This window comes from Salinimonas marina, from assembly GCF_015644725.1.
In the GTDB taxonomy this organism is placed as follows: Bacteria; Pseudomonadota; Gammaproteobacteria; order Enterobacterales; family Alteromonadaceae; genus Alteromonas.
This window is the reverse complement of the sequence record NZ_CP064795.1, coordinates 2,928,646-2,950,226: the sequence shown is the minus strand read 5'-3', so window position 1 is coordinate 2,950,226 and position 21,581 is coordinate 2,928,646. Positions and strand designations below refer to the sequence as shown.

Annotated in this window: 23 protein-coding genes, 1 tRNA gene and 2 pseudogenes; 17 read left to right on the top strand and 9 right to left on the bottom strand. The window is 51.1% G+C overall.

Annotated features, from left to right (window positions below; translation table 11 throughout):
• Window positions 1-62: 62 nt before the first annotated feature.
• Complete coding sequence (locus IT774_RS13210; protein ID WP_195810173.1) at window positions 63-332, bottom strand: acetate and sugar kinases/Hsc70/actin family protein; 270 nt, start codon at window positions 330-332, stop codon at window positions 63-65.
• A 38-nt stretch (window positions 333-370) separates the two neighbouring features.
• Between IT774_RS13210 and IT774_RS13205 the strand changes: the two are divergent.
• Window positions 371-727, top strand: a pseudogene (locus IT774_RS13205) (tryptophan 7-halogenase); the annotation flags it as partial.
• 97 nt (window positions 728-824) lie between these two features.
• Here IT774_RS13205 and IT774_RS13200 read toward each other — a convergent pair.
• The 3 genes from IT774_RS13200 to IT774_RS13190 all read right to left on the bottom strand — a co-directional run bounded on the left by IT774_RS13200 (window position 825) and on the right by IT774_RS13190 (window position 3,985).
• Complete coding sequence (locus IT774_RS13200) at window positions 825-1,550, bottom strand: MauE/DoxX family redox-associated membrane protein (protein WP_195810172.1); 726 nt, start codon at window positions 1,548-1,550, stop codon at window positions 825-827.
• A gap of 256 nt (window positions 1,551-1,806) precedes the next feature.
• Window positions 1,807-3,396: an ABC-F family ATPase gene (locus IT774_RS13195; RefSeq protein WP_195810171.1), complete on the bottom strand. Its 1,590-nt coding sequence runs from the start codon at window positions 3,394-3,396 to the stop codon at window positions 1,807-1,809.
• 208 nt (window positions 3,397-3,604) lie between these two features.
• Window positions 3,605-3,985 (bottom strand): winged helix-turn-helix domain-containing protein, encoded by a 381-nt coding sequence (locus tag IT774_RS13190; protein ID WP_195810170.1) that lies wholly within the window; start codon window positions 3,983-3,985, stop codon window positions 3,605-3,607.
• 272 nt (window positions 3,986-4,257) lie between these two features.
• Between IT774_RS13190 and IT774_RS13185 the strand changes: the two genes are divergently transcribed.
• The 3 genes from IT774_RS13185 to IT774_RS13175 all read left to right on the top strand — a co-directional run bounded on the left by IT774_RS13185 (window position 4,258) and on the right by IT774_RS13175 (window position 5,711).
• Window positions 4,258-4,659, top strand: coding sequence for a DUF3718 domain-containing protein (locus IT774_RS13185; protein ID WP_195810169.1), 402 nt, complete (start codon window positions 4,258-4,260; stop codon window positions 4,657-4,659).
• A gap of 460 nt (window positions 4,660-5,119) precedes the next feature.
• The gene (locus IT774_RS18075; protein WP_408641220.1) at window positions 5,120-5,179 is read left to right on the top strand and encodes a class IIb bacteriocin, lactobin A/cerein 7B family; all 60 of its coding nucleotides are present in this window, start codon (window positions 5,120-5,122) and stop codon (window positions 5,177-5,179) included.
• Between the two features lie 295 nt (window positions 5,180-5,474).
• Entirely contained in the window at window positions 5,475-5,711 is a 237-nt protein-coding gene (locus tag IT774_RS13175) for a VanZ family protein (protein WP_195810167.1), read from the top strand.
• A 304-nt stretch (window positions 5,712-6,015) separates the two neighbouring features.
• Here IT774_RS13175 and IT774_RS13170 read toward each other — a convergent pair.
• A tRNA-Ile gene (locus tag IT774_RS13170) sits at window positions 6,016-6,092 on the bottom strand.
• A 287-nt stretch (window positions 6,093-6,379) separates the two neighbouring features.
• On the opposite strand from IT774_RS13170, the gene IT774_RS13165 reads away from it, so the two are divergent.
• From IT774_RS13165 to IT774_RS13115, 11 genes are all read left to right on the top strand, one after another.
• On the top strand, window positions 6,380-7,204 hold the full coding sequence (locus IT774_RS13165; protein WP_195810166.1) for an MbnP family protein: 825 nt from the start codon (window positions 6,380-6,382) through the stop codon (window positions 7,202-7,204).
• 102 nt (window positions 7,205-7,306) lie between these two features.
• Window positions 7,307-7,636 carry a hypothetical protein gene (locus IT774_RS13160; RefSeq protein WP_195810165.1) on the top strand — a complete coding sequence of 110 codons (330 nt, stop codon included), beginning with the start codon at window positions 7,307-7,309 and terminating at the stop codon, window positions 7,634-7,636.
• 310 nt (window positions 7,637-7,946) lie between these two features.
• Window positions 7,947-8,279, top strand: coding sequence for a DUF3718 domain-containing protein (locus tag IT774_RS13155; RefSeq protein ID WP_195810164.1), 333 nt, complete (start codon window positions 7,947-7,949; stop codon window positions 8,277-8,279).
• Window positions 8,279-9,160 (top strand): response regulator transcription factor, encoded by an 882-nt coding sequence (locus IT774_RS13150; RefSeq protein WP_195810163.1) that lies wholly within the window; start codon window positions 8,279-8,281, stop codon window positions 9,158-9,160. The genes IT774_RS13155 and IT774_RS13150 overlap by 1 nt, the downstream gene beginning before the upstream one ends.
• A 75-nt stretch (window positions 9,161-9,235) precedes the next feature.
• Window positions 9,236-9,613 (top strand): CidA/LrgA family protein, encoded by a 378-nt coding sequence (locus tag IT774_RS13145; RefSeq protein WP_195810162.1) that lies wholly within the window; start codon window positions 9,236-9,238, stop codon window positions 9,611-9,613.
• Window positions 9,603-10,349 (top strand): LrgB family protein, encoded by a 747-nt coding sequence (locus IT774_RS13140; RefSeq protein ID WP_232364989.1) that lies wholly within the window; start codon window positions 9,603-9,605, stop codon window positions 10,347-10,349. The genes IT774_RS13145 and IT774_RS13140 overlap by 11 nt, the downstream gene beginning before the upstream one ends.
• 219 nt (window positions 10,350-10,568) lie before the next feature.
• Window positions 10,569-11,564 (top strand): response regulator, encoded by a 996-nt coding sequence (locus IT774_RS13135; protein ID WP_195810161.1) that lies wholly within the window; start codon window positions 10,569-10,571, stop codon window positions 11,562-11,564.
• Window positions 11,565-12,056, top strand: a complete 492-nt coding sequence (locus IT774_RS13130) for a PAS domain-containing protein (RefSeq protein WP_195810160.1) — start codon at window positions 11,565-11,567, stop codon at window positions 12,054-12,056.
• A gap of 66 nt (window positions 12,057-12,122) precedes the next feature.
• A complete protein-coding gene (locus tag IT774_RS13125; protein ID WP_195810159.1) occupies window positions 12,123-13,847 on the top strand; it encodes an Lcl C-terminal domain-containing protein in 1,725 nt (574 codons plus the stop codon).
• Entirely contained in the window at window positions 13,844-14,353 is a 510-nt protein-coding gene (locus IT774_RS13120; protein WP_195810158.1) for an Lcl C-terminal domain-containing protein, read from the top strand. The genes IT774_RS13125 and IT774_RS13120 overlap by 4 nt, the downstream gene beginning before the upstream one ends.
• Window positions 14,354-14,453: 100 nt before the next feature.
• Window positions 14,454-15,248: a DUF2884 family protein gene (locus tag IT774_RS13115; protein WP_195810157.1), complete on the top strand. Its 795-nt coding sequence runs from the start codon at window positions 14,454-14,456 to the stop codon at window positions 15,246-15,248.
• On the opposite strand, the gene hemW is transcribed toward IT774_RS13115, so the two are convergent.
• The 4 genes from hemW to IT774_RS13095 all read right to left on the bottom strand — a co-directional run bounded on the left by hemW (window position 15,245) and on the right by IT774_RS13095 (window position 19,406).
• Window positions 15,245-16,384: a radical SAM family heme chaperone HemW gene (hemW, locus tag IT774_RS13110; protein ID WP_195810156.1), complete on the bottom strand. Its 1,140-nt coding sequence runs from the start codon at window positions 16,382-16,384 to the stop codon at window positions 15,245-15,247. The genes IT774_RS13115 and hemW overlap by 4 nt on opposite strands.
• Window positions 16,377-16,979 carry an RdgB/HAM1 family non-canonical purine NTP pyrophosphatase gene (rdgB, locus tag IT774_RS13105; RefSeq protein WP_195810155.1) on the bottom strand — a complete coding sequence of 201 codons (603 nt, stop codon included), beginning with the start codon at window positions 16,977-16,979 and terminating at the stop codon, window positions 16,377-16,379. Before rdgB ends, hemW begins: the two co-directional genes overlap by 8 nt.
• Window positions 16,980-16,991: 12 nt before the next feature.
• Window positions 16,992-18,236: an ATP-dependent RNA helicase SrmB gene (gene srmB / locus IT774_RS13100; RefSeq protein WP_195810154.1), complete on the bottom strand. Its 1,245-nt coding sequence runs from the start codon at window positions 18,234-18,236 to the stop codon at window positions 16,992-16,994.
• Between the two features lie 72 nt (window positions 18,237-18,308).
• Window positions 18,309-19,406, bottom strand: a complete 1,098-nt coding sequence (locus tag IT774_RS13095; RefSeq protein ID WP_195810153.1) for a CCA tRNA nucleotidyltransferase — start codon at window positions 19,404-19,406, stop codon at window positions 18,309-18,311.
• A gap of 148 nt (window positions 19,407-19,554) precedes the next feature.
• Between IT774_RS13095 and IT774_RS13090 the strand changes: the two are divergent.
• Together IT774_RS13090 and IT774_RS13085 are read left to right on the top strand one after the other, a co-directional pair.
• Window positions 19,555-20,451 (top strand): annotated as a pseudogene (locus IT774_RS13090) (ExeA family protein); the annotation flags it as partial.
• Between the two features lie 6 nt (window positions 20,452-20,457).
• The gene (locus IT774_RS13085) at window positions 20,458-21,579 is read left to right on the top strand and encodes a general secretion pathway protein GspB (protein ID WP_195812301.1); all 1,122 of its coding nucleotides are present in this window, start codon (window positions 20,458-20,460) and stop codon (window positions 21,577-21,579) included.
• The last annotated feature ends 2 nt before the right edge of the window (window positions 21,580-21,581 follow it).

Sequence of the window (21,581 nt, the reverse complement as noted above, 5' to 3'; positions counted from 1 at the left end):
TTTTCTGTCACTGCAGCGTAAAAGGCGTTTGCAGCGTCCGGTTTTTGCTCTGTTTCAGGCAACTATGAGGCGCCAAGTACATGGGACTGGGCCAGCATCAGGTTATAGGCGCCCCAGGCCGCGCCTTCGACCGGGGCATTAGTTGGCATAAAGCTGCGCAAAATAGGCAGTGGGCGCAGCAGGTAAGCTTCAATGCCTTCTTTTAGTGCCTCAGACAACCCGGGGGTCTCACACAGCGGGCCGGTAAGCACCAGTTTATCCGGAGTGACCACGATAGCCGCCGAGGCAATAACGCGACAAAGCTGATTGACCGCCGGTTTCCAGCTTTCCATGTTGTTTTTTGCTATAAAAATCCTGGGCGCAACGGTTTAATACCCTGACCACCCAGCGCTGGCAGGAAATTATCGATTTTTTAAAGTTGCATTATGCGTTAAATAAACGCACCGACAGCCGCTACTGGTGCGATCATCGTCAGCCTCACAGCTCGCCATCATCGCTACGTGATAATCTGACTGTGTGGCAGACCCAGCCGCCGTGGATTTATGACAGCTTGGCCAAACATGAGTTGTTCTCTGCCGCCAGTCAGCAGTATGTGCTATACGGGATGGGTTATGCCACTACCCAGCACACCGATGCTGCACAGGCCATGCGCTTATTTGAAAACACCGAGCGCCAGGCTGGCAAATTACTGGCCGGACTGCCCGGGTTACGCACCTATTTGCAGTAGGTTCAGCAAACCTATCAACAGACCTATCAGCAAAAAACGCACCGTGGCTAGCGCCGACGGTGCGTAGTTGACAGAGTTAGATGAAGACCCATTCGCCTCAGATAAACATCATCAGCAAGGCACCTACAATCATAAACAGATTTTCAGACAAAGACACAAAGCCCAGCGGTACATTACTGCTGCCGCCCACACAGGCACATTTCAATTCGCGCTTGTCGATGTATACGGCTTTGCACACCGACGCTGCGCCCACTACGCCAATAAACAGTGAAAAGGGTGCCACCAGCCAGGCGGAAAAACCGGCTATCATGCCAATCCCTGCGTAGGCTTCCACAAACGGGTACACGTAGGCATAGCGCAGATGGCGCATGGCGAGCAGGTCGTAGGTAATAAACATATTGGTAAAGCTATGCAGATCCTGCAGCTTTTGCACCGCCAGCAGAATCATGGCAAAACCGATAAACAACATCAGGGTCTGCAGTGATAACAGCGCGCCGGGCAAAACCATGGCCAGTGCGGCGGCCAGTGCTACTGAGAAGATGGCTACTACCGGTGTATATGAAGTGCCTTGCTGACCGGCTTCGTCCTTGCCAAAAAAGTCACGAAGTTCTTCGTAGCCGCCCACCCGTTCATCATCGATAAAGGTTTGTGGGGTGGTATCGACACTATGTTTTTCCTTAAATGCGTCAATTTCCTCTCGGGAAGTCAGATGATGATCCTCGACCTGATAGCCCTGACGTTCCAGTAAATCTTTTGAACGCAGCCCGAATGGGCAAATATGTTTATCAGTCATCATCCGATACAAAACGGCGTGCTTACTCATCGGTTCACTCCTTAATTGTAGAGAACAGCTGTGTAAATTATGGACGGTTTTTGTCAGGGAAGCGCAAACTTCTCACACAAAAACGTGATGGTTTAGACATGTGGTGGGTAAAAGCAAATCGTGTTCCGAAGAGGCAAAGACAGGATAGTAAAGCTAACAAAAGCATGGGAGAGAGGGCTGAGGGGATAACCCAAGCATCAGTGGCTTAGTCAGCCATGCTGTTACCTGATACCGGCAACAGCATGGCGCAAATTTATCAGGCTGCGCGGTGGTCCAGAAACTCCTCGTAGGTGCCTTCAAAATTATGAATCTGCTGATCTTTGATTTCGATAATCTGCGTCGCCAGAGAAGAGACAAATTCGCGGTCATGGCTGACAAAAATGACCGTGCCGTCAAAATTCAGCATCGCGTTATTCAGCGCCTCAATAGACTCCATATCAAGGTGGTTGGTGGGTTCATCCATCACCAGCACATTGATGTCCTGTAGCATCAGCTTACCAAACAGTAACCGGTTTTTTTCACCGCCAGAGCACACCTTCACTTTCTTGTTAAAGTCATCTGAGCCAAACAACAGGCGTCCCAGCATGGCTTTGACCTGTAAATCATCGTGTTTGGGGCCGCGCCATTGCGACATCCACTCAAATAAGGTCATGTCGCTGCTAAAGTGAGCACTGCTATCCTGAGGAATATAACCCACAGCGGCATTTTCTGCCCATTTCACCATACCTTCATTAGCGTCCAGCTCATTGATCAGGCATTTTAACAGGGTGGTTTTTCCGGCGCCGTTCTCGCCAATAATGGCCAGGCGCGAACCGGCTTCCAACAACAGATTAGCATTGTTGAATAACGGTAAGTCAGCATAGCCATGGCCCAGTTCTTCTAAGGTAATCGCCAGACGATGCAGCTTTTTATGCTGCTTAAACTGGATATAGGGCTTACGTCGGCTGGATGATTTGATGTCGGCCAGCTCGATTTTCTCCAGTCGGCGGGCCCGCGAGGTGGCCTGTTTTGCCTTTGAGGCGTTGGCAGAAAAGCGCGCTACGAAGCCTTGCAGCTCTTCGATTTCAGCAGACTTTTTCGCATTCTCGCTATGCAATTGTTCCTGCACCAGCGCGGCCGCCTCGCTAAAGGCATCATAATTACCCGGATACACCCGCAATTCACCATAATCAATGTCGGCCATGTGGGTACATACCGAGTTTAAAAAGTGACGATCGTGGGAGATGATAATCATGGTAGACTTACGCTTGTTCAGCTCTTCGGCCAGCCAGTGAATAGTGTAAATATCCAGGTTGTTGGTAGGCTCATCCAGCAGCAGAATATCAGGCTCAGCAAATAAGGCCTGCGCCAGCAATACTCGCACTTTGCGGCCCGGCGCAACTTCCTTCATTAGGCCAAAGTGGTACGACTCTTCAATGCCGGCCGCATTAAGAATGTCGCCGGCCCGAGCTTCTGCCGTATACCCATCCATCTCGGCAAATTGCGTTTCCAGGTCGGCCACCCGCATGCCGTCTTCTTCGCTCATCTCGGGGTTGCTATAGATAGCATCACGTTCCTGTTTGATTTCCCACAGTTCACGATCGCCCATAATAACGGTGTCGACCACAGTCATCTCTTCAAAAGCGAACTGATCCTGGCTCAGGATCCCCAGCTTGGTCCCCGGTGCAAACGAAACATTGCCGGCAGACGGGGTCAGCTCACCGCTTAAAATTTTCATAAAGGTCGACTTGCCTGAGCCATTCGCGCCAATCAGGCCGTAGCGGTTGCCGTGCCCAAATTTAGCAGAAATGTTTTCAAATAATGGCTCAGAGCCAAATTGCATGGTGATGTTGGCAGTGGTAATCAAATCAGGTATCCAGAGGGTAAAATCAGAAGAAAAACAGGCTCTGTACCAGAGCCGAGGGCGCGCAATATAAAGAAATAGGGCCGCTGTGTCGAGGGAATTTTGAGCGATGTGCCAGGTTTAGTTCCATAAAACGCCCCAGGTGTTCTTATAACTTCATGATAAAAATGAATTTATAGGGCTTGCCAGGCTGCAAAGCAATGTTGTTAGCTCAAGGCTTCAGACGCCATCGCTCTAGCCATTGCCAGCAATTTTGCCACCAGGATGTCTTAACGGGGGAAGTGGCCGACTCAACCACCAGGTGATAGCCGGTTTTGGGAATTACCTCAATATGCCAGGCGGGCGTATTGGGTAAGCAATTGAGTTCTTTTTTTAATCGATAAATCAGGTGATTTATCAAATCTTCGCTAACCACATTATTGTGCTGCCAAATGGTCTGGCGTATTTGTTCGCGGGTGACAATGCCCTGGGGCTCTTCCAGAAACATCGCCAGTAATGCCGCACACTGTGGTGATAATGTTTTGGACTCTCCCTGAGCATTGCTTACGGTATGGGTACTGCCATCGTAGTTTAAAAACGAAGAGGGCTTCATAAAAAAGCCTGCTCGGACGGAGTATGTACTTAAAATAATAGCACAGCATGAAAATGTCGGGGTCAGTTACCGCCGAACAGAGTTCCGGTACCGCCTAAAGGGCTGAATGCTATAGAAATAAAAACATCATGTTTTTTTCAGCATATTTTCATGTAACTTTCACGGTTTTATCAGGGTCTGATATCAATAGTGGGTATAAGCTTACCGAGTCTGTGCAAATGTATTGCCAGCGCTGTTCCCGCTCACACCGACTCACGCCGAAGGAAAATGTCATGAATAAATTAAAAGTTCTACCTCTTGGCCTAACAGTTCTAGCGCTATCTGCGGGTTTGAATACCGCAATGGCCGACAGCTACCCTAAAGAATTGGAAAAAGATTTAATTTCTATCTGCCGGCATGCTGCTGAAAATGACCGTGTGGATCTTCATCGTGCGGTATTACAGATAGTGCCGGGCAAAAACATTGCCGGCCCTGCATATCGTATGGTGGGTAAAGGGTTAATGTGCAATGATATGACTGTAGCAAATTTTGCCAGCTATTATGGCGCGGCCGATACCCTGCGGATTCTGGAACGTTTCGGTGACCCGTTAAAACCAAGGGTCGAAATCAAAGATCTGGAAACGGCTCGAATAGTACCTGAAACCATCAATGCGGTACTGGTGGCCGCAAAATAGCCAATTCGCTATTCATTGGCGATAACATCGTACCACCGATACACAAGACGATTCAGCAAGCTTAATTTTCATTCTGGCAGAAGCGTTCAATAGGGCAGTATGCACAGCTTCATCAGATAGCATAACTTGCACTCAAAAGCCAAAAAGCGCAAAGGAAACAGGCACAAACGGCGAACTGTAGGTGACCCAACCATTGTAATAGGCTGAATCATTGTGGCGGTAAGCAACGCGGTTATCGCGACCTTTATTGTCTACAACATTACGCAGGCTTCAGCCCTGACTGCGTAACCTCCTACCTCAAGGCGGATTTGTCGGTTTCAAACCGGTAAATCCGTTTTTCTTTATGCCAGTTTTTCCTCTTTCACGATTCTGTCAAAACCGTGCTACGGAACAGTAGCGCGTAATGCAGTGTTTTTGTACTTTTTAAGTGGCAGGACAATCCTGTCTTAACAAGGAGAATATGATGAAAGAGTTAGATAACAAGGATTTGGAAAATGTCAGCGGGGGGTGGCGCCGATAGTATACGGTATAGCTGGAGCCTATGCCTATGAAGCCATGGGTGGCAAAGCCGGCATTGACCGGTATTTTTCCAATGGCTGGGCATCCACCAAGTCTTCCATACGTTACTGGTATCGTAAACTGAACTGATCAAAAGGCGCCTGCCCCAGGGCAGGCTTTAAGAACATGGAAAGAATATTTTATTTCTTGATTGCTGTAGTGGCTTATGTCCTGTTCTGCTGGCAGGAGGAAGCCGCCCCGGCTTATTGGTTTGCGCAGAATCTACCTAGTTTTTTAAGTGTGTTTATAGGGGGGCGTTGCTGGCAATGTGGCAGGGCAACTACGACGAATCGGATTTTGTGTATTATCTAATTGGCGCTTGTCTGTATGAGATTTTGCAAATTTATATCCCTGAACGCACGTTCGACTGGTGGGATATTCTCGCCATTCTGATTGGCGGTCTGTTGTATTATGGCTCGGCTAAAGCGGTAACAAAGATCAGAGCAATGCTGAAAACCTGGACCGGTAAATTTCTGAGGTTATATTTATCCTGATGATATTTTCAGCGGTATGCAATCCGCCAGGTATATTCCCGGGGTTGCAAAGGGGATCTTCTAAGACAAGTTCAGGGCGAGCTCAGGATACTTTGAGCCGGCTCGCTGAAATTACCTGGCGCGCATTCTTTGTCTGCGTTCTGACTTGTCCCATCCACAAAGACGAAGCAATACGGCGGTTTGTCTAAGCAAAATAGGGTGTAACACCTACCAAGGAAAAAGCGTACCGACTCAGGAATACAGAGGCGATGGGGTTTACACTATCGCTGACAGTTGAAATATGTCAGGCTTTGATTGGAATAGATGGTGGCCCCTCCCAGACTCGAACTGGGGACCTAACGATTATGAGTCGTGTGCTCTAACCAACTGAGCTAAGGGGCCTTTAGATACGTGGTCGTCAGTCATAGTTGACGACAAGTGCCGCGAAGTATAAGCAGTTTTAAATGGCTTGTCACCCCCGCCAGGTTGCCTTTTTATGCCCTCAGATTCTAACCGCTGATTTTATCACCACCGCAGGCGCGATAAATTGCATATTTTGAGCGATAAGCGGATAATTCTGGTAGGTTTGCGGTCTAAACTGCCATAGGCACCCTGAGTTAAAAGCGCTAGACTTGTGCCCTTTTATTGCAATAACAGTGTGCCCGGATACACGACTCAGGAGAGGGACGATGTTGGTTAAACAAGGCTTGGGTGTGATGCTGCCGGTGATATTGCTGGCAGGGTGTGGCTTTTTTGAAGATCCGCCGCCGGCCGGTCATATTCCGTTGCAATTTGTAGATTTAGAAAAAAACGATGCCTGTCAGTATGAGCTGGATGTCAATAATCGCCGCTGGCGAGTGGAACATCTGGCGTTTTATTTATCTGAGCCCAGGGTGCGTATCGAAGGACGCTGGCAAAAGCTGAGCTTTATTCCTGGTCCGATGCAATCCAAAAAACTGGCGCTTATGCAGTTTCATCATGCCTGTGATACCCAGAATAACCATACCACTATCAAATTAAACGCCAACAAGGCGCTGCTTGATCGTGCCTCGGCCATCAGCTTTACCATCGGGGTGCCGTTTGATGATAATCATCAGACGGGAAAGCAGTCACAGGCGCCTCTTAATCATGCGTCCATGTTTCAGTCCAAACAAGCCGGCCATTCGTTTATGCGGATTAACTTGAGTGACCCAGACGAGGACGAAACCGGGAAATCGTGGGCGTTTATGCTGGCCAGTGGTATGTGTCACTCTCCTGACGAGCACGCCCCTATCGTGCGCTGTGATAAACCGAATCGGGTAACGCTGGATTTACCAATGCGGGCGAATGTGGAAGATTTACGGCTGACCGCCAGGCTGAGCCAAATTCTGTTCAGAGCTAACCTGACCACGGCGGGGGATTGTAATCTGGCGACCCCTGAAGGCAGCGAATGCCGTAAAGTCCTGGCCAATTTGACCGGCCGTGAGTGGATCCGCTGGGATGCGCCCACTCGGGTTTACTTAAAGCAGGACTAAGGTATGGTCTTGAATAACCGGTATAATGTGCAACGCCATTTTTTATTTGCTATATTTTGCTTTTATTATTTAACCTGTTAGCCAGCTTGTGCGGAGATAATAATGACAGACAAGCCCTTTCTGGTCAGTGGCCGTAATACCATTATTCATAAGGTACGAAAGTTTGACCTGCTTATACTCAATGGCGATGATAATCCGCCGGTTTTGGTAACATTTCGTGGCCTGAAAGCGTTCGAAGGCGATATCCCCGAAAACAAGCGTGACGCCAAAATGGCGGATATGGAGCTGGTGGATCTCACCGCCGGTGAAGTGTTTGGTGATGAAAAGACGTTAGTGTTTGTGCAAACACTAAATGGTAAAGAATATAAAGTCGATTACAGTAAAACCGGCTCAGGCAGCTTTATCAAAATTCATCAGGACAGCACGTTCTAACCCTTTTGCTCGTCATGGAGAGGCCGCCAGGTTTCTCCTGCATTTTTCCCCCCTTCTTTTTTTGGTTTTGCTCAACCAGACCGCCTTTTTTGTGATTGCTGGCTAAGTAGCTGGTGACGGGTGTAACAAAGTATGTGGCTAACACGATAAACAGCCGCTAAGAAAGTTAAGTTATCGGCCTTAATATGCGCTTTATCGCAACAACGCAAATACCCGCGACTGAACGAAAGCCGCGTCACTTTTTATGATTTTAAGCCTACTGTATCTATGAACCTGGCGCATTTGTCAGCTTCCTCACGGAGATACCACCATGCTTAAATCTATCACACTTTGCAAAAGCCTGATTACTGCCGGTCTTGTGGTTGGCGCCACGTTAGGAGTAACCGCTCCTGCCTATGCTGCTTATCCGGCACATATGGAAGGCGATCTTATAAAAATCTGTACGGCTATTCGTGATAACCGTATCGGCCGCTTACAAATGGCAGTGCGCCACAGCGGGCTGTCTTATCGTCAGCTTCAAAAAGGCCTGGTGTGTAACGGCGATGATATGCTGACATTCGCGGCTAAACATAAAGCGGCCGCCACCGGACAGTTGCTGACCCGTCGCCTGGGCATCCGTCAAACCTTAACGGCTTCACGATAATGGCTGCATCATCACCGGATGTTAGCGACCAGCCAAGCGGGTCTGACAGCCCGCGCCCGGGTCGCTCTGGTGGTGGTATGGTGGCACCGGCAAACGCTGGCTTAACCGCCTTTTTGATGTTCGCCCGCAACGACGCCTATAACCGGCTGGCAACTGAGATTTTACAGTATCCCGGGCTGGTAGGGCAGGTAAGCCACCTTAGCGCCGCCCAGTTGCCGCAGGACACCCAAGACCGCCTGGCGGAGAACCCATTTATTGTATGTGACCAGGCGCATTTTGGTTATCTGCAGTCCCGCAATATTACGGTTCCCTGGGTGGTTACTGGCGACTCCAATGCCCTCGCGATGCAGGCATTTGCTGCTGGCGCCGATGGATTTTTAGAATATCCCTGGCAGATCCCACAGCTTAAAAAGTCTCTGGAGCGAATCCGAATGCTTATACGACGGCGGACCGAACGGCAGTTGTACCGGCAACTTACCCGCTTGCTGACCCATCAGATGCATCTGTTGCCCGAAGACGTATCCGACTGGGTAGAGCAGCATATGCCAGACTCAGCCGACCAGACTGTTACCTTTCGAAGCGACGGGGCCTGGTACAGCTTGCCTTGCAGCCGCATTGTCTGGGTTGAGGCGGCGGGTGATTATATGTGTGTGTACACTGACACGGAAAACCATATTGTGCGCATAACCATGACACAGCTTTGCAAAACGCTGTGCCCGCACCGGTTTGAACGGGTAAATCGCTCGGTATTGGTAAACCGCGCCTGGGTGCGCCAGGTACTCAGAACTAGCTCAGGCTGCTGGGTGGTACTTGATGATCATACCCGACTCAAAATCAGTCGCCGCTTTCTGGCGGCGTACTGGCAACAGCAGATTAAATAAATAATTACCGGCTCACTGGTAGTCACGGTTTGCCTCAAGTACCCTCTTAATCATCACCCATCTTCGTTATTTTTCATGCGTACCTTGTTTTTTTCAGCGCTGGGCTTGCTGATGCTGGTCTTATGTTATCTGGCTGGCGAAGTGATTGTGCTTACTTTTAACTTACCCTTTCCCGGGGCGCTGGCCGGTCTGCTGGTGCTTTTGCTGTTGCTGCTGTTGAAAAAACAGGTGCCTCAGCCACTTCATCTGGGCGCCAAACCATTGCTGACACATATGACCATGCTGTTTGTGCCCGCCGTTACCTCGGTGGTGTTATTTGTTGAGGACATTCAGCATCACTGGCTGGGCCTGAGTCTGGCTATTGTTGCATCGACGCTGGTTGCCCTGGTGTTATCCGCATGGATAAGCCAGTGGATTTTTGCTTTAAAAAAGGGGCCTCACCATGACGTTTGAACAAGCCCTGAATACGGTGGCGACCCAGTTTATGCAGATGACCGAAAATACGGCTACCCTGCCAGCATTGGGGTGGCTGGGCGCCACCTTAGTAACTTATACCGCCGCGTTATGGCTTAACCGGCGTGCAGGGGGTCACCCGCTGTTGCATCCCCTGGTGCTAACCACGGCGACGGTATTGATGTTAATTGCCGTTGTACAAACAGAATTAAAGCAGTATCAACAATATACTGCTTTAATTCACTGGCTGCTGGGGCCTGCCACCGTCGCTCTGGCCTTGCCGATGTACGCACAATGGCAAAAAGTGCGGGAATTGGGCTGGCGTCTGGTGGTGGCGGTGGCAGTGGCCGGAACCCTCGCGCCAGTGCTGGCCTGGGGATGTTTATACCTCACCAATGCGCCGCTGGCTTTGCAGCTCACGATGCTGGCTAAATCAATTACTACCCCACTGGCCATGGAAACCAGTCGTATGATCGGGGGCATTCCGGCGCTGGCCGCTGTATTTGTCATTACCACCGGAATAGTGGGCGCCATTGCCGGGCCATTCACCTTCAGGCTGTTACATCTTACCCATCCTCAGGCCCAGGGCATTGCTTTGGGTAGTGTTACGCACGCAATTGGCACCGCACGGGCGATAAGTCTGGGCGAAGCACAGGCTGCCATGGCCAGTCTGGGTTTGTGTGTGAACGGCATTATGACCGCCCTGGTGTTACCGGTGGTTATTCGCGCGCTCTAGGCAATTATTCGCTCTAGGCAGTCGGCCGCCCTGGGCAGTTCCTTGCGCTGGTTTGTCGGATGCCCTGGGCAGTTATGTGCTCTGCGCAGTCTGGCGTTTTAAACAATTGTGGGTGAGAGGCAATATTGATCTTATGTTGTATGGACATCTGGCCGATACCTGCTAAAAGTTTATCTTTAATTTTTATTCTCAGTTGCAACGGGGTGGTAGCCAAATACAATGTTTTCGGTCTTAGTATGTGACGATTCAATGGTGGCGCGAAAGCAGGTAGCCAAAAGCCTGCCACAAGACTGGCAGGTGTCGGTACACTTTGCCAAACATGGTGAAGAAGCCATGCAATTGCTCAATGAAGGCAAAGGCGATCTGTTATTACTGGATCTGAATATGCCGGTAATGGACGGTTACGACACCTTAAGGGCGATTCAGACTGCCGGGATGCCGGTTAAAACAGTAGTTATCTCTGGTGATATTCAGCCTGAGGCGCGCGAACGCGTGACCGCGCTGGGGGCATGCGATTTCATTCGCAAACCGGTGGATGCTGTCAGTTTGGCTGCGACTTTGACCAAACACGGTGTGCTGACTGGTGCCGATGCGACCCGTGCAGACGACGGTGAGCTGGACCCTTATATTCGCGACTGCTATCAGGAGATCACCAATATCGCCATGGGGCGGGCAGGGGATCACCTGGCTCGCATCATGAACGTATTTGTGCATCTGCCGATTCCTAATGTAAATCTTATCGAAGCCTCAGAGCTACATATGATGCTTTCTGATATTGAGCGTCATGAAGAAGTTTCCGCGGTTTGTCAGGGCTTCATTGGTCCGGGCATCAGGGGCGAGGCACTATGTATATTAAGCGACTCCAGCTTTGACGATGTAGCAAAAATTCTTGATGTAAAAGGCCCGGTCGATGATCGCATTCAACTTGAGCTGCTGATGGATGCTGCCAGTATCCTGATTGGTAGCTGCTTGACAGGTTTGGCCGAGCAGCTGGATGTGGTATTTAGTCAGGGACACCCCGTGGTGTTGGGACAACACCGAGCCATTACTGACATTATCTCGGCCAATCGGCCCACCTGGCGGCGTACCCTGGCCATTGAGTTAAGCTATGGACTGGAGGGGTATGAGGTTCGCTGTGATTTGATTTTGCTGTTTACTGAAGACTCGATGGACACAATGAACCGCAAGCTTGCTCATTTACTGGAGGATTATTAAATGACGGACGCCTTACAGGAGGTGCAGGAATTTCACTGGATGATGGACATGCTCCAAACCGTGGATGTGGGTATTGTGGTGCTGGATCGCCAGTTCAGAGTCAAAATCTGGAATGCGTTTATGGAAAGTCACAGCGGGCTATTACCCAGCGAGGTCCGCGAAAAGTCCTTATTCAGCTTGTTCCCGGACATTAATTCGGCCTGGTTCGAAAAAAAAGCCCGTCCGGTTTTTGAGTTAAAAACCCGGGCGTTTATGACCTGGGAACAACGCCCATATTTATTTAAGTTTCCCAATTATCGGCCGATTACAGGGAATGAGCAGTACATGTATCAAAATATCACATTGTCGGCCCTGACCTCTGCTAACGGCATCGTTGAAAACATCAGCATGATGATTTATGACGTGACCGATATTGCCGCAGGTAACAAACAGCTGGAATCGCTGCAGGTAACACAAAGTGAGATGTTGGAACAACAACAGCGCATAAACTGAGTCTGGCTTTGGCAAATAATAACGGTTGCCAGCTGATGTTGATCTTTAGGATGTTGCGGCGTTTATATGAAAAATTCTCTTTCTTCTTCTTCGGTAATACGGCTGCGCGCTGTGTTGCTCACCCTGGTTTTAATTTTTCTTAGTGGCTGCGGAGGCGGTGATAGCAGCTCAGACAGCGATAATATTTCACCGGTGTTTGCGGTTAATGCGGGCGCCGACGCCCAGGCAAATGAACAAACGGTGGTATTTTTATCGGCTCAGGTTTCAGGTACCAGCGACACGCTGACCTATCGCTGGCAAAGCACGCCAGAGATGACCATCGAGCAACCCGACGCCAGCTTACCCGAAGCCTCGGTGACGCTTCCTGAGCTCAGTAGCCAACAAACCTATACGGTGACAGTAACGGTGACCAATACCCAGGGTAAAGCCGTCTCCGATTCGCTGGTGATCACCGTTTTGCCGGTGAACGAGCCGCCCCAGGTCGCCATCACTGCCCCGCCAGCAAACGATGAGGCCGGACGCTACGCTGCCGGTATTGATATTACCCTTGATGGCAGCGGTAGTACTGATGCTGATACCAATACACCGGCCAGCCCTATCTCAAGCTGGTTATGGGAGCAGCTGGAGGGCGTGGATGTGACCAGCGCGTTGGCGTTAGATGGCCCGACCATTTCGTTTACCACACCGGTGGCCAGTACCGAGCAATCCTTACGGTTTCGGTTAACGGTGGAAGATGATGAAGGAAGCAGCAGCACCCAAACCATTGTTATGCTTATTCAGCCCGACACGGATACTCAGCCGGTGGTGGACGCTGGCCCGGGGCAGGGCGTCTTCAGTGGTGAGCCCATTATCTTAAAGGGGACCGCCAGCTCCAGTGTCTCTTCCGCGCTGCCTTTGCATTACCAATGGGAAGCATCCAACAATCAGCAACTTTCCATACTACAGCCTGACGCATTATCGACCTATGCTATTGCGCCAAACGTCACCAGCGCGCAGTCATTCTCATTTACGCTTAATGTCACTGATGCTAATGGTAATCGGGTTTCGGATAATATCCAGGTGACGGTCAGACCCATGCCGGTTACCCGGCTCAACGATACCGGTGTGACTACCCAGGCAACCGCTACCACGTTGTCAAAAACCCAACAAAATGCCTTCCCCGGCCAGGACGGACAGCGCGGCGCCGACATTGTGGCTGCCCAGGGGTGGCTCGAAAAAGCCGGACGCGGGGTCGCAGGATTTGATTTTACCAAGCTCAACAGCAATGGTGATGAGCAGGATGCGGCCCAGTCGGAGTTTAGCTGTGTTCGCGACAATACCACCGGGCTGGTGTGGGAAGTGAAAACAGATGACGGTGGGTTGTACGATGGCACGCATACCTATACCTGGTTTCAGGGAGAAAACAATGGTGGCAATGAAGGTGAGTCAGGCAGTCCTGAGGCCAGCTGTGCTATTACCGAATGCAATAGCCGTAGCTATATAGCCGCGGTGCGCGCTCAGGGATTATGTGGCTTTTACGACTGGCGTTTACCGAATCATTTTGAGCTGATGAGTCTGGTCCATTTTGGCCAGACCAATACCGCGATGCTAGATACCGATTATTTTCCCAATACCGGGGATATTGCTGATGCCCCGTTATGGTACTGGACCTCACAACCTGGCGCGGACGGCGTGGTCAGCGACGCGGCGCAAAATGCCTGGGCCATCGATTTTGGTTCGGGCGTGGACAACTTTCTGGATAAAGGCAGCGTGGCCCACATACGGCTGGTGCGGGCCGGGAGAGCACAATGAAAGCCTTACTGATGAGTTTTTTGCTGATCCTGAGTCCGTGGACGCTGGCCCAGTATTGTCTGACGACCGGCGAGGCAACGACGCCGGATGAAAATTTCAACGAGCTGGAGGATGCCCAGGTATTACATACCACCACCCAGCTGGTATGGCAGCGCTGTGCCCAGGGGCAGGAGTGGGACGGGACGACCTGCACCGGTCAGGCTAAAAAGTATACCTGGCAGCAAGCATTGGAACTGGCGCATCAGGCCAATGATGACACTCTGGCCGGCTGGCGTCTGCCCAATGTGAAAGAGCTGGCTTCGGTCACCAATCGTTTGTGTGTGCGCCCGGCCATTAATGAAACCTTTTTTCCGGCCACCCCAGCGGATGACTTCTGGACTTCAACCCCGTCGCTGGCTGACCCGCAGCGGGCCTGGGTAGTCGCCTTTTTTAATTCAAGTCATTCGGTGAAACAAAAAGACCGGTTTGTGTATGTGCGTCTGGTAAGAACCTATTTGCAACCATAGCCCACACGGTACCTTAGTTGTTCGAACTTTAACCTGAATATTGGCAGATTGGACTCATTCTGCCTTTTTATTTATCCTGCTGCGGTTCAAACTAAGCAGTATGATGATGTCCACAATACCTAAATCTCTGAGTGCGGTAATCTTCGCCCTCCTATTAAGCTCCGGTTCTCAGGCGGCTGAATTTACCTGTGATATCGATTTTGCCTATGGGCTGGTGGTTAACGATGAACAGGTGCGGGTAATGGAAAAATCCCGCACCCTGGTGCAAATTAATCAGCAAGATCAGCTGTTTGTACAGGGGCGCTGGCAGCAGCTCAGTCCTCAGCAGCAAGAGTGGCTTAGGGAGTACGCCGAAGGTTTGCATTATGTGGTGCCAAAGATGATTATTCTGGCCACCGAAGGCGTGGACTTGGCGGTGGATACTATTGATCATGTTTATCAGGGGTTGGTGGGCAGCGATCATGACAGCTACGAACGCTTGCAGGAATCAATGAACCGGGTAAAAAGCCGGGTTAAAGAAAAATTCCGTCATGCCAGTGATCACTATTTTATCGGCCCGGGATCGCTGGAAAGTGTTGATGAATTTGTTGATACCGAAATAGAAGCACAGCTGGAAGGCACGATTTCCACATCGATTGGTGGCATTCTTTCGGCTATCAGTGGCATTAATGCCACCAATAGTGATGTCGACAGTGACAAGCTGGCTGAATTAACCCGTCAGCTGGAAGCGGTGGGAGAGCAACTGGAGCATGATGTAGGCCCCAAGGCACTATCGCTGAAAAACAAGGCGCACTGGTTTTGTGACAAACTCAAACAGCTGGATAAAACTGAAGAAAAGCTACGCCGCTCAGTGGAAGCGCTGGAGCCTTTCAACGTGATCACTTCAAATAATTAAACAAACGCCGACAACAGACTGTTCAGATAACGACGACCCTTGTCAGTGACCTGCCAGTGGGTTGCACTGATTTCTAACAGACCCTTGTGTTGGGCCTGTTCCAGACTTTGTTGCTGTTCGACAGTAAGACTGGCCCCGGTGAAAGCAGAAAAATCCTCTTTAGGGCAGGGCTCCACAAGCCGAAAGCGATTCATAAAGAACTCAAAGGCTAGATCTTCAGCTGCCACCCTTTGCTCACTGTCCAGGTAGGGCCTGGATAACTCCATATAGCCCCGAGGGTGTTTCACTTTTACCGTACGGGTAATATGACCATGGACCGGGTCAGTAATTTTACCGTGCGCGCCACAGCCAATGCCCAGATAATCACCAAATCGCCAGTAATTAAGATTGTGCTGGCATTCATTGCCGGGTTTACAGTAGCCGGAAATTTCATACTGCGCATACCCGGCAGCCCGCAGGCGAGCGTGACCAGCCTGCTGGATGTCCCACAAAATATCGTCGCCGGGCAGCTCCGGTGGCCGTGAATAAAACGGGGTATTTGGTTCGATGGTAAGCTGATACCAGGACAGATGCGCCGGATCAGCAAAAATCGCTTCGTCCAAATCGCTCATGGCATCGGCAACACTCTGGTCGGGCAAACCATGCATCAGGTCCAGGTTAAAACTATTGAGGCCGGCATGATGGGCCTGGTGAATCGCCTGCTTGGCCTGGGCGGTATCATGGATACGCCCCAACACCGACAAATGCTCGGGCTTAAAGCTTTGGATCCCCACCGAAATACGGTTGATACCCGCCTCCACATAGCCTTTGAATCGATCAGACTCTAGTGTACCCGGATTGGCCTCTAGGGTGATTTCGGCATCGGCGGCCAGATTCACCCGCTCTTTCACTCCGGTCAGCAATTGTCCGATGGCATGTTCGCTGAATAAGCTGGGGGTGCCGCCGCCGATAAAAATGGTGGTGACCTCGCGCTGGCCAATCCGAGTTGCATCATCCGCCAAATCATTAAGCAAATGAGCGACATACTCGCTTTCAGGTAAAGCATCCTTAAGCCCGTGGGAGTTAAAGTCGCAATACGGACATTTTTGTACACACCACGGGATATGGATGTACAGGCTTAAGGGAGGATTACGCAAAAGCCTGTCTCATTTGCTGCAGTAAAAATGCCATAGCCTGACCACGGTGGCTCAGGCTGTTTTTGGTTTTGCTGTCCAGCTCGGCAGCAGTACATTCCTGAGCAGGCACATAAAACACCGGGTCATAACCAAAGCCGCCATGGCCACTCACCTGGCTGGTGATAAGGCCATGCCAGTGACCCTGACTGATAAGCGGCACAGGATCATCGGCATGGCGCAGATAAACCAGGGTGCACATAAAATGCGCGCGGCGGTCGGCCTCACCATTCATGCGGCTTAACAACAGTTCAATATTTTGGGTGTCATTGGCCTCATCGCCGGCAAAGCGTGCCGAATGGATCCCCGGCGCTCCGCCTAAGGCGTTCACGACAATCCCCGAGTCATCGGCGATGGCAGGTAATCCGGTTTGGCGGGCCGCGTGTCGGGCTTTGATAATGGCATTTTCTACAAAGGTGGTGCCGGTTTCCGGGACTTCTGTGACCCCCAAATCGGTTTGACCCACAATATTGACCTGTTGCTCGCTGAACAGGTTAGAAAACTCTTTCAGCTTGCCACTGTTGCCGGTAGCAAGCACAATTTTGTCAGGAAAGGCCATAAAATATCCTTGTTACGATTTCTTTTTGGTGGTCTTCTTTTTACCCGCTTTTTTGGCGCCAGACTTTTTCACCGCGTCTTTTTTCACTTTTTTCTTTTTCGGCGCCACTTTAGGGGTTTTGTTTTGCGGACGCAATCCATCGATAACCCGGGCCTTTAAGGGTTCTTCGGTATAACGGCTGATGCGCCCGACAACCCCTAAATCGTGCGCTTCGACCAGCGAAATGGCAATCCCTTTGGCGCCTGCGCGGCCGGTACGGCCAATACGGTGAACATAGGTGTCGGCTTTACGCGGCATATCGTAATTGATGACATGCGACACATTGGGCACATCCAGACCACGGGCCGCAACATCGGTCGCCAGCAGCACCGGCACCTCACCCGATTTAAAGCGAGCCAGGGCAGCGTTACGTTTGTCCTGGGGCATTTCACCCTGAAGCCAGCACGTCATAATATCCTGGCTGGCCAAATAATCTTTAAGGGATTGCAGTCGCTCACGGGTTTTTACAAACACCACCGCATTGGTGATGTCATGTTTAAGAATGTGGACCAGCAATTCTTGTTTGTGTTTTAACGTATCGGCATGATGGAACCATTGTAAAATCTTGGCTTTTTCTTTGCGCGAGGGCGAGGCTTCTATCACCGCCGGGTCGTTCAAAATTTCGGTGGCGAAGGTTTTTACGCCCTTGCCTTCCAGGGTCGCCGAAAACAACATATTCTGTTTACGCCAGCGCGCTTCAGCGGCTATCTGATTCACGATGGTCGCAAAGCCCATATCCAGCATGCGGTCAGCTTCGTCCAGAATCAGGCATTCGATATTCCGGCAATCGGCAGACTCCAGACGAATATGTTCGTGCAGGCGTCCCGGCGTGGCCACCAGAATATCCAGATTCTGGTTCAGTGTTTCGCGATCGGTGCCATAATTGATGCCGCCGGTGATAACCCCACAAACTAAATTGGTATGGGCGGTAATCGCCTTGGCCTGCTCAAAGACCTGAATCGCCAGCTCACGGGTGGGTGTAAGAATCAATATGCGGGTCGAGCCTGGCTCTTTACGCGGGTAATCAAGCAAAAACTGACATGCAGGCAACAGGAAGGCTGCGGTTTTGCCCGTACCGGTGGGCGCACTTGCCAGAATGTCCTGACCGTCCATGGCCTGTGGGATCACCATAGACTGAATAGAGGTAGGCTTGTCGAAGCCCATGTCCGCCACGGCATGGCAAAGGGTATCGTCAAGATCAAGTTCCTGAAATGTCATAGTTGTGCTAATACTCAATACAAAAACGATATTGTAACACTGTACAAGGCAGCGTGAAGCAGGATTCGTTGCTTAATTGCTGAGTATTTTTTCTATGACCTGCAACCGGGCATTTTCCAACGCCATTTTTATTTGTGCGCCTTTATGACCGGCAGCAATAATTTGCTGCACATCCACGGCGCTGGCGTGTTGATGTGCCTGTAAGATGATGGCGGCGGGCCAGTTTATAAGCTGGGCCTTGCCAATATAACCGGTGACCTGATGTAACAAGTTAAAGCGGTCAGGGCGGCGCCAGGCATCACATCGGTTGAAAATATCCAGTAATTGCCGCGGGTCGGGGCTTGATAGCAGTGCCGGGCAATAGTGGGCGGCTAATTCGGCCAGTTCGCTTACCGGGTTTGGGCATTTAAGCCGTTTTACCAGCGCACTGGCCTCATCCGGGCTCATCAAGCCGGTTAAACAGGCCATTCGTGTTGGCAGTTCAGCGTTATCTTTACAGGCGAGTTTGAGTGGTTTGACCCGCTCGGGGGTAAACGGGGTCAGCTCAGGAAACCAGTCGTTGAGACTGTGGGCACTGTTGAGCACACCAAAAAAAACCGAGCCCTGATCTTCCATTACGGCCCGACGGGTCTCCTGCCAGACCCGCTCCGCGGTCAGCTCGCTAAGCATACCGGTAGCCGCCATTTGTTGCATAAGCTGCTCAGTTTCAGGCGCTACGGTAAACCCCACCAGATGATAACGAGCAGCAAAACGGGCCACCCGAAAAATGCGCAGAGGATCTTCACTAAAGGCTGCCGATACATGACGCAAAGTGCGATCCGCCAAATCCTGCTGACCTTGGTAGGGGTCGATAATCTGACCATTGCTGTCTTTGGCCATAGCATTGATGGTCAAATCACGTCGCTGTAGGTCTTCTTCCAGCGTCACCTCAGGCCCGGCTTCACACACAAAACCGGTATAACCTTTGCCTGTTTTTCGTTCCAGCCGTGCCAGCGCATGTTCATCTTTGGTCTGAGGATGTAAAAACACCGGAAAATCTTTACCTACCCGGGTAAACCCCCGTTCCAGCATCATTTGTTCGGTGGCCCCGGTGACCACCCAGTCTTTTTCGGTAACAGGACGATTAAGCAGCTCGTCACGTACCGCGCCGCCGACCAGATAGGTTTTCATAGATTGCTGTGTGTTCCCGAACGCAGAAGATGGTTGTAAATTATGCCTGATACACAAAAAAATGCACTGTCAGCGCGTGGATGTTTTGACATATGCCCGGGCACTGGGTAGTTTTATTGGCGTATTCCCACACATTTGAAGCTGTTGCATGTATCTGAATTATTTCGGGCTGAATGATAACCCGTTTTCGATTGCTCCAAACCCCGACTATTTGTACATGAGCCCCCGGCACAAAGAGGCGCTGGCGCACTTAACCTTTGGGCTGCGTGAAAGCGGCGGGTTTGTGATGCTAACCGGTGAAGTGGGGACCGGCAAAACCACGGTTTCGCGTAAGCTGTTACAACAACTGCCTGATAATACTCAGGTCGCCATGATATTAAATCCAACACTTTCTGCGCTGGAGCTGCTGGCTACCGTGTGTGATGAGCTGGGTATTAATTACGATGCCGGACAGGCTAGCCTGAAATACTTCACCGATCATATCCTGACCAAGCTGGCCGATAATCATCAGGCCGGTTTTAATACGGTACTGCTGATTGACGAGGCTCAACACCTGATGCCGGAAGTGCTGGAACAATTGCGGCTGTTAACTAATTTAGAAACAAACCGTCAGAAACTCCTGAAAGTGGTGTTGATTGGTCAGCCCGAATTACAACACCTGCTAAAACGCAATGAATTGCGTCAGCTGGCTCAGCGAATTACTGCCCGTTATCATTTGTTGCCCCTAAGCGCCTCCGAAGTCAGCTCCTACATTGACCATCGTCTGCGGGTGGCTGATGGCGATATCAGCCTGTTTAGTGGCGCGACGGTGCGAACGGTGCATCGGATCACCGGCGGCATCCCCCGGGTGATTAACCTGTTATGCGACCGCGCCCTGACCCTGGCATATACGTCGCAACAACCGGTGGTAAAAAAGCATCTGTTTGTTGCTGCCGCCCGCCAAATACTGGGGGATGATGTAGTGGCTCAGCGCCAACAGGGACGCCACCAGGTATGGCTGAGTATGACCTTTGCCATCGCGCTGGCTGTGGGCTTTGTATGGGGAGTGTGTATGTCTGAAAACCGTGTTCAGCGATTAACTATTGAACAGCTGACGCCCGGCATGGTGATTGTGCAGGTCACCCGACAAAACGGTCCGGTGAGAATCAGAAAATCCGGGCTGGTGACCAGTCATAGCATGGTTCAGGGCCTGGCGGAAATGGGTGTGCAGGAGGTTGAAATTGACCCGGCCCAAACCGTGGAGGTAGAAACGCCGGTGGTGGGCCGTACCCAGACCCAGCAATTATTACGCGGTGATCATGATACCCGGGGCGCCCAGGATGCTCAGGTCTCGGAACAATTTAACCGAAGTCTGTTTTTGCCTACCATTCAGGGGCTGCCATCCCCCTGGCGCCATACCCTGATTCAGGCTGGCCAGTTTGTAGCCATCGCTATCCTGGGTATAGGTTTAGGCTTTGCCGGGGGCAGTGCTTCAGGTTGGTGGCCTGCGCTTTTTTCCAGCAGTACGCTGGTACAAAACACCACTAATCCCTCGTCGCAAACACCTTCCAACCCAGTGGATGATGCTACTACTTCGTCTGTCAGTGCAAACATTAAGAATGAGGGCAGCAACCGCGAAGCTCAGCCAGACGAGTCTGCCCAAGGTTTGGACCCGCAGGAATCGGCGAGCGCAGTACAGACCGAGGAGCCAGTTGCCGCCTCCACAGAGGCACCAGCAGTTGCCCGCCAGCACTCAGACGAAGACAGTCAGCCTGAGCCAGCACCGGCAGCCTCCCAGGATGACTATGCCGGCAAGGTACTTAATGAACCAGACCAAAGCAGTCAGGCCAAGGTTTCGCAGGCATTACTGGATAAATTTAATCAGGCCATCGATGATTTGGATGAAACCCCGAAGGCAGAGCGCGGGCCTGAAGTACCGGTCAATGTTTCTGACGATATTATGCGGGTGGACGAATTGCCGGCGCGGCTTCTGACCCGCTTGCCTGCCATGAAGTTTTCGGCCCATATGTACGCCAGCAATCCTGCGGATCGCTGGGTTCGGGTTAATGGCAAACAACGGGGAGAAGGCGATTGGATTAATGATGAGGTACAGGTGGTCAAAATTGAAGGCCAGCGGGTGATTCTGGGCTTTCAGGGCGAGCAGTTTAGTATGGCCGCTCTGACCGACTGGTAGCG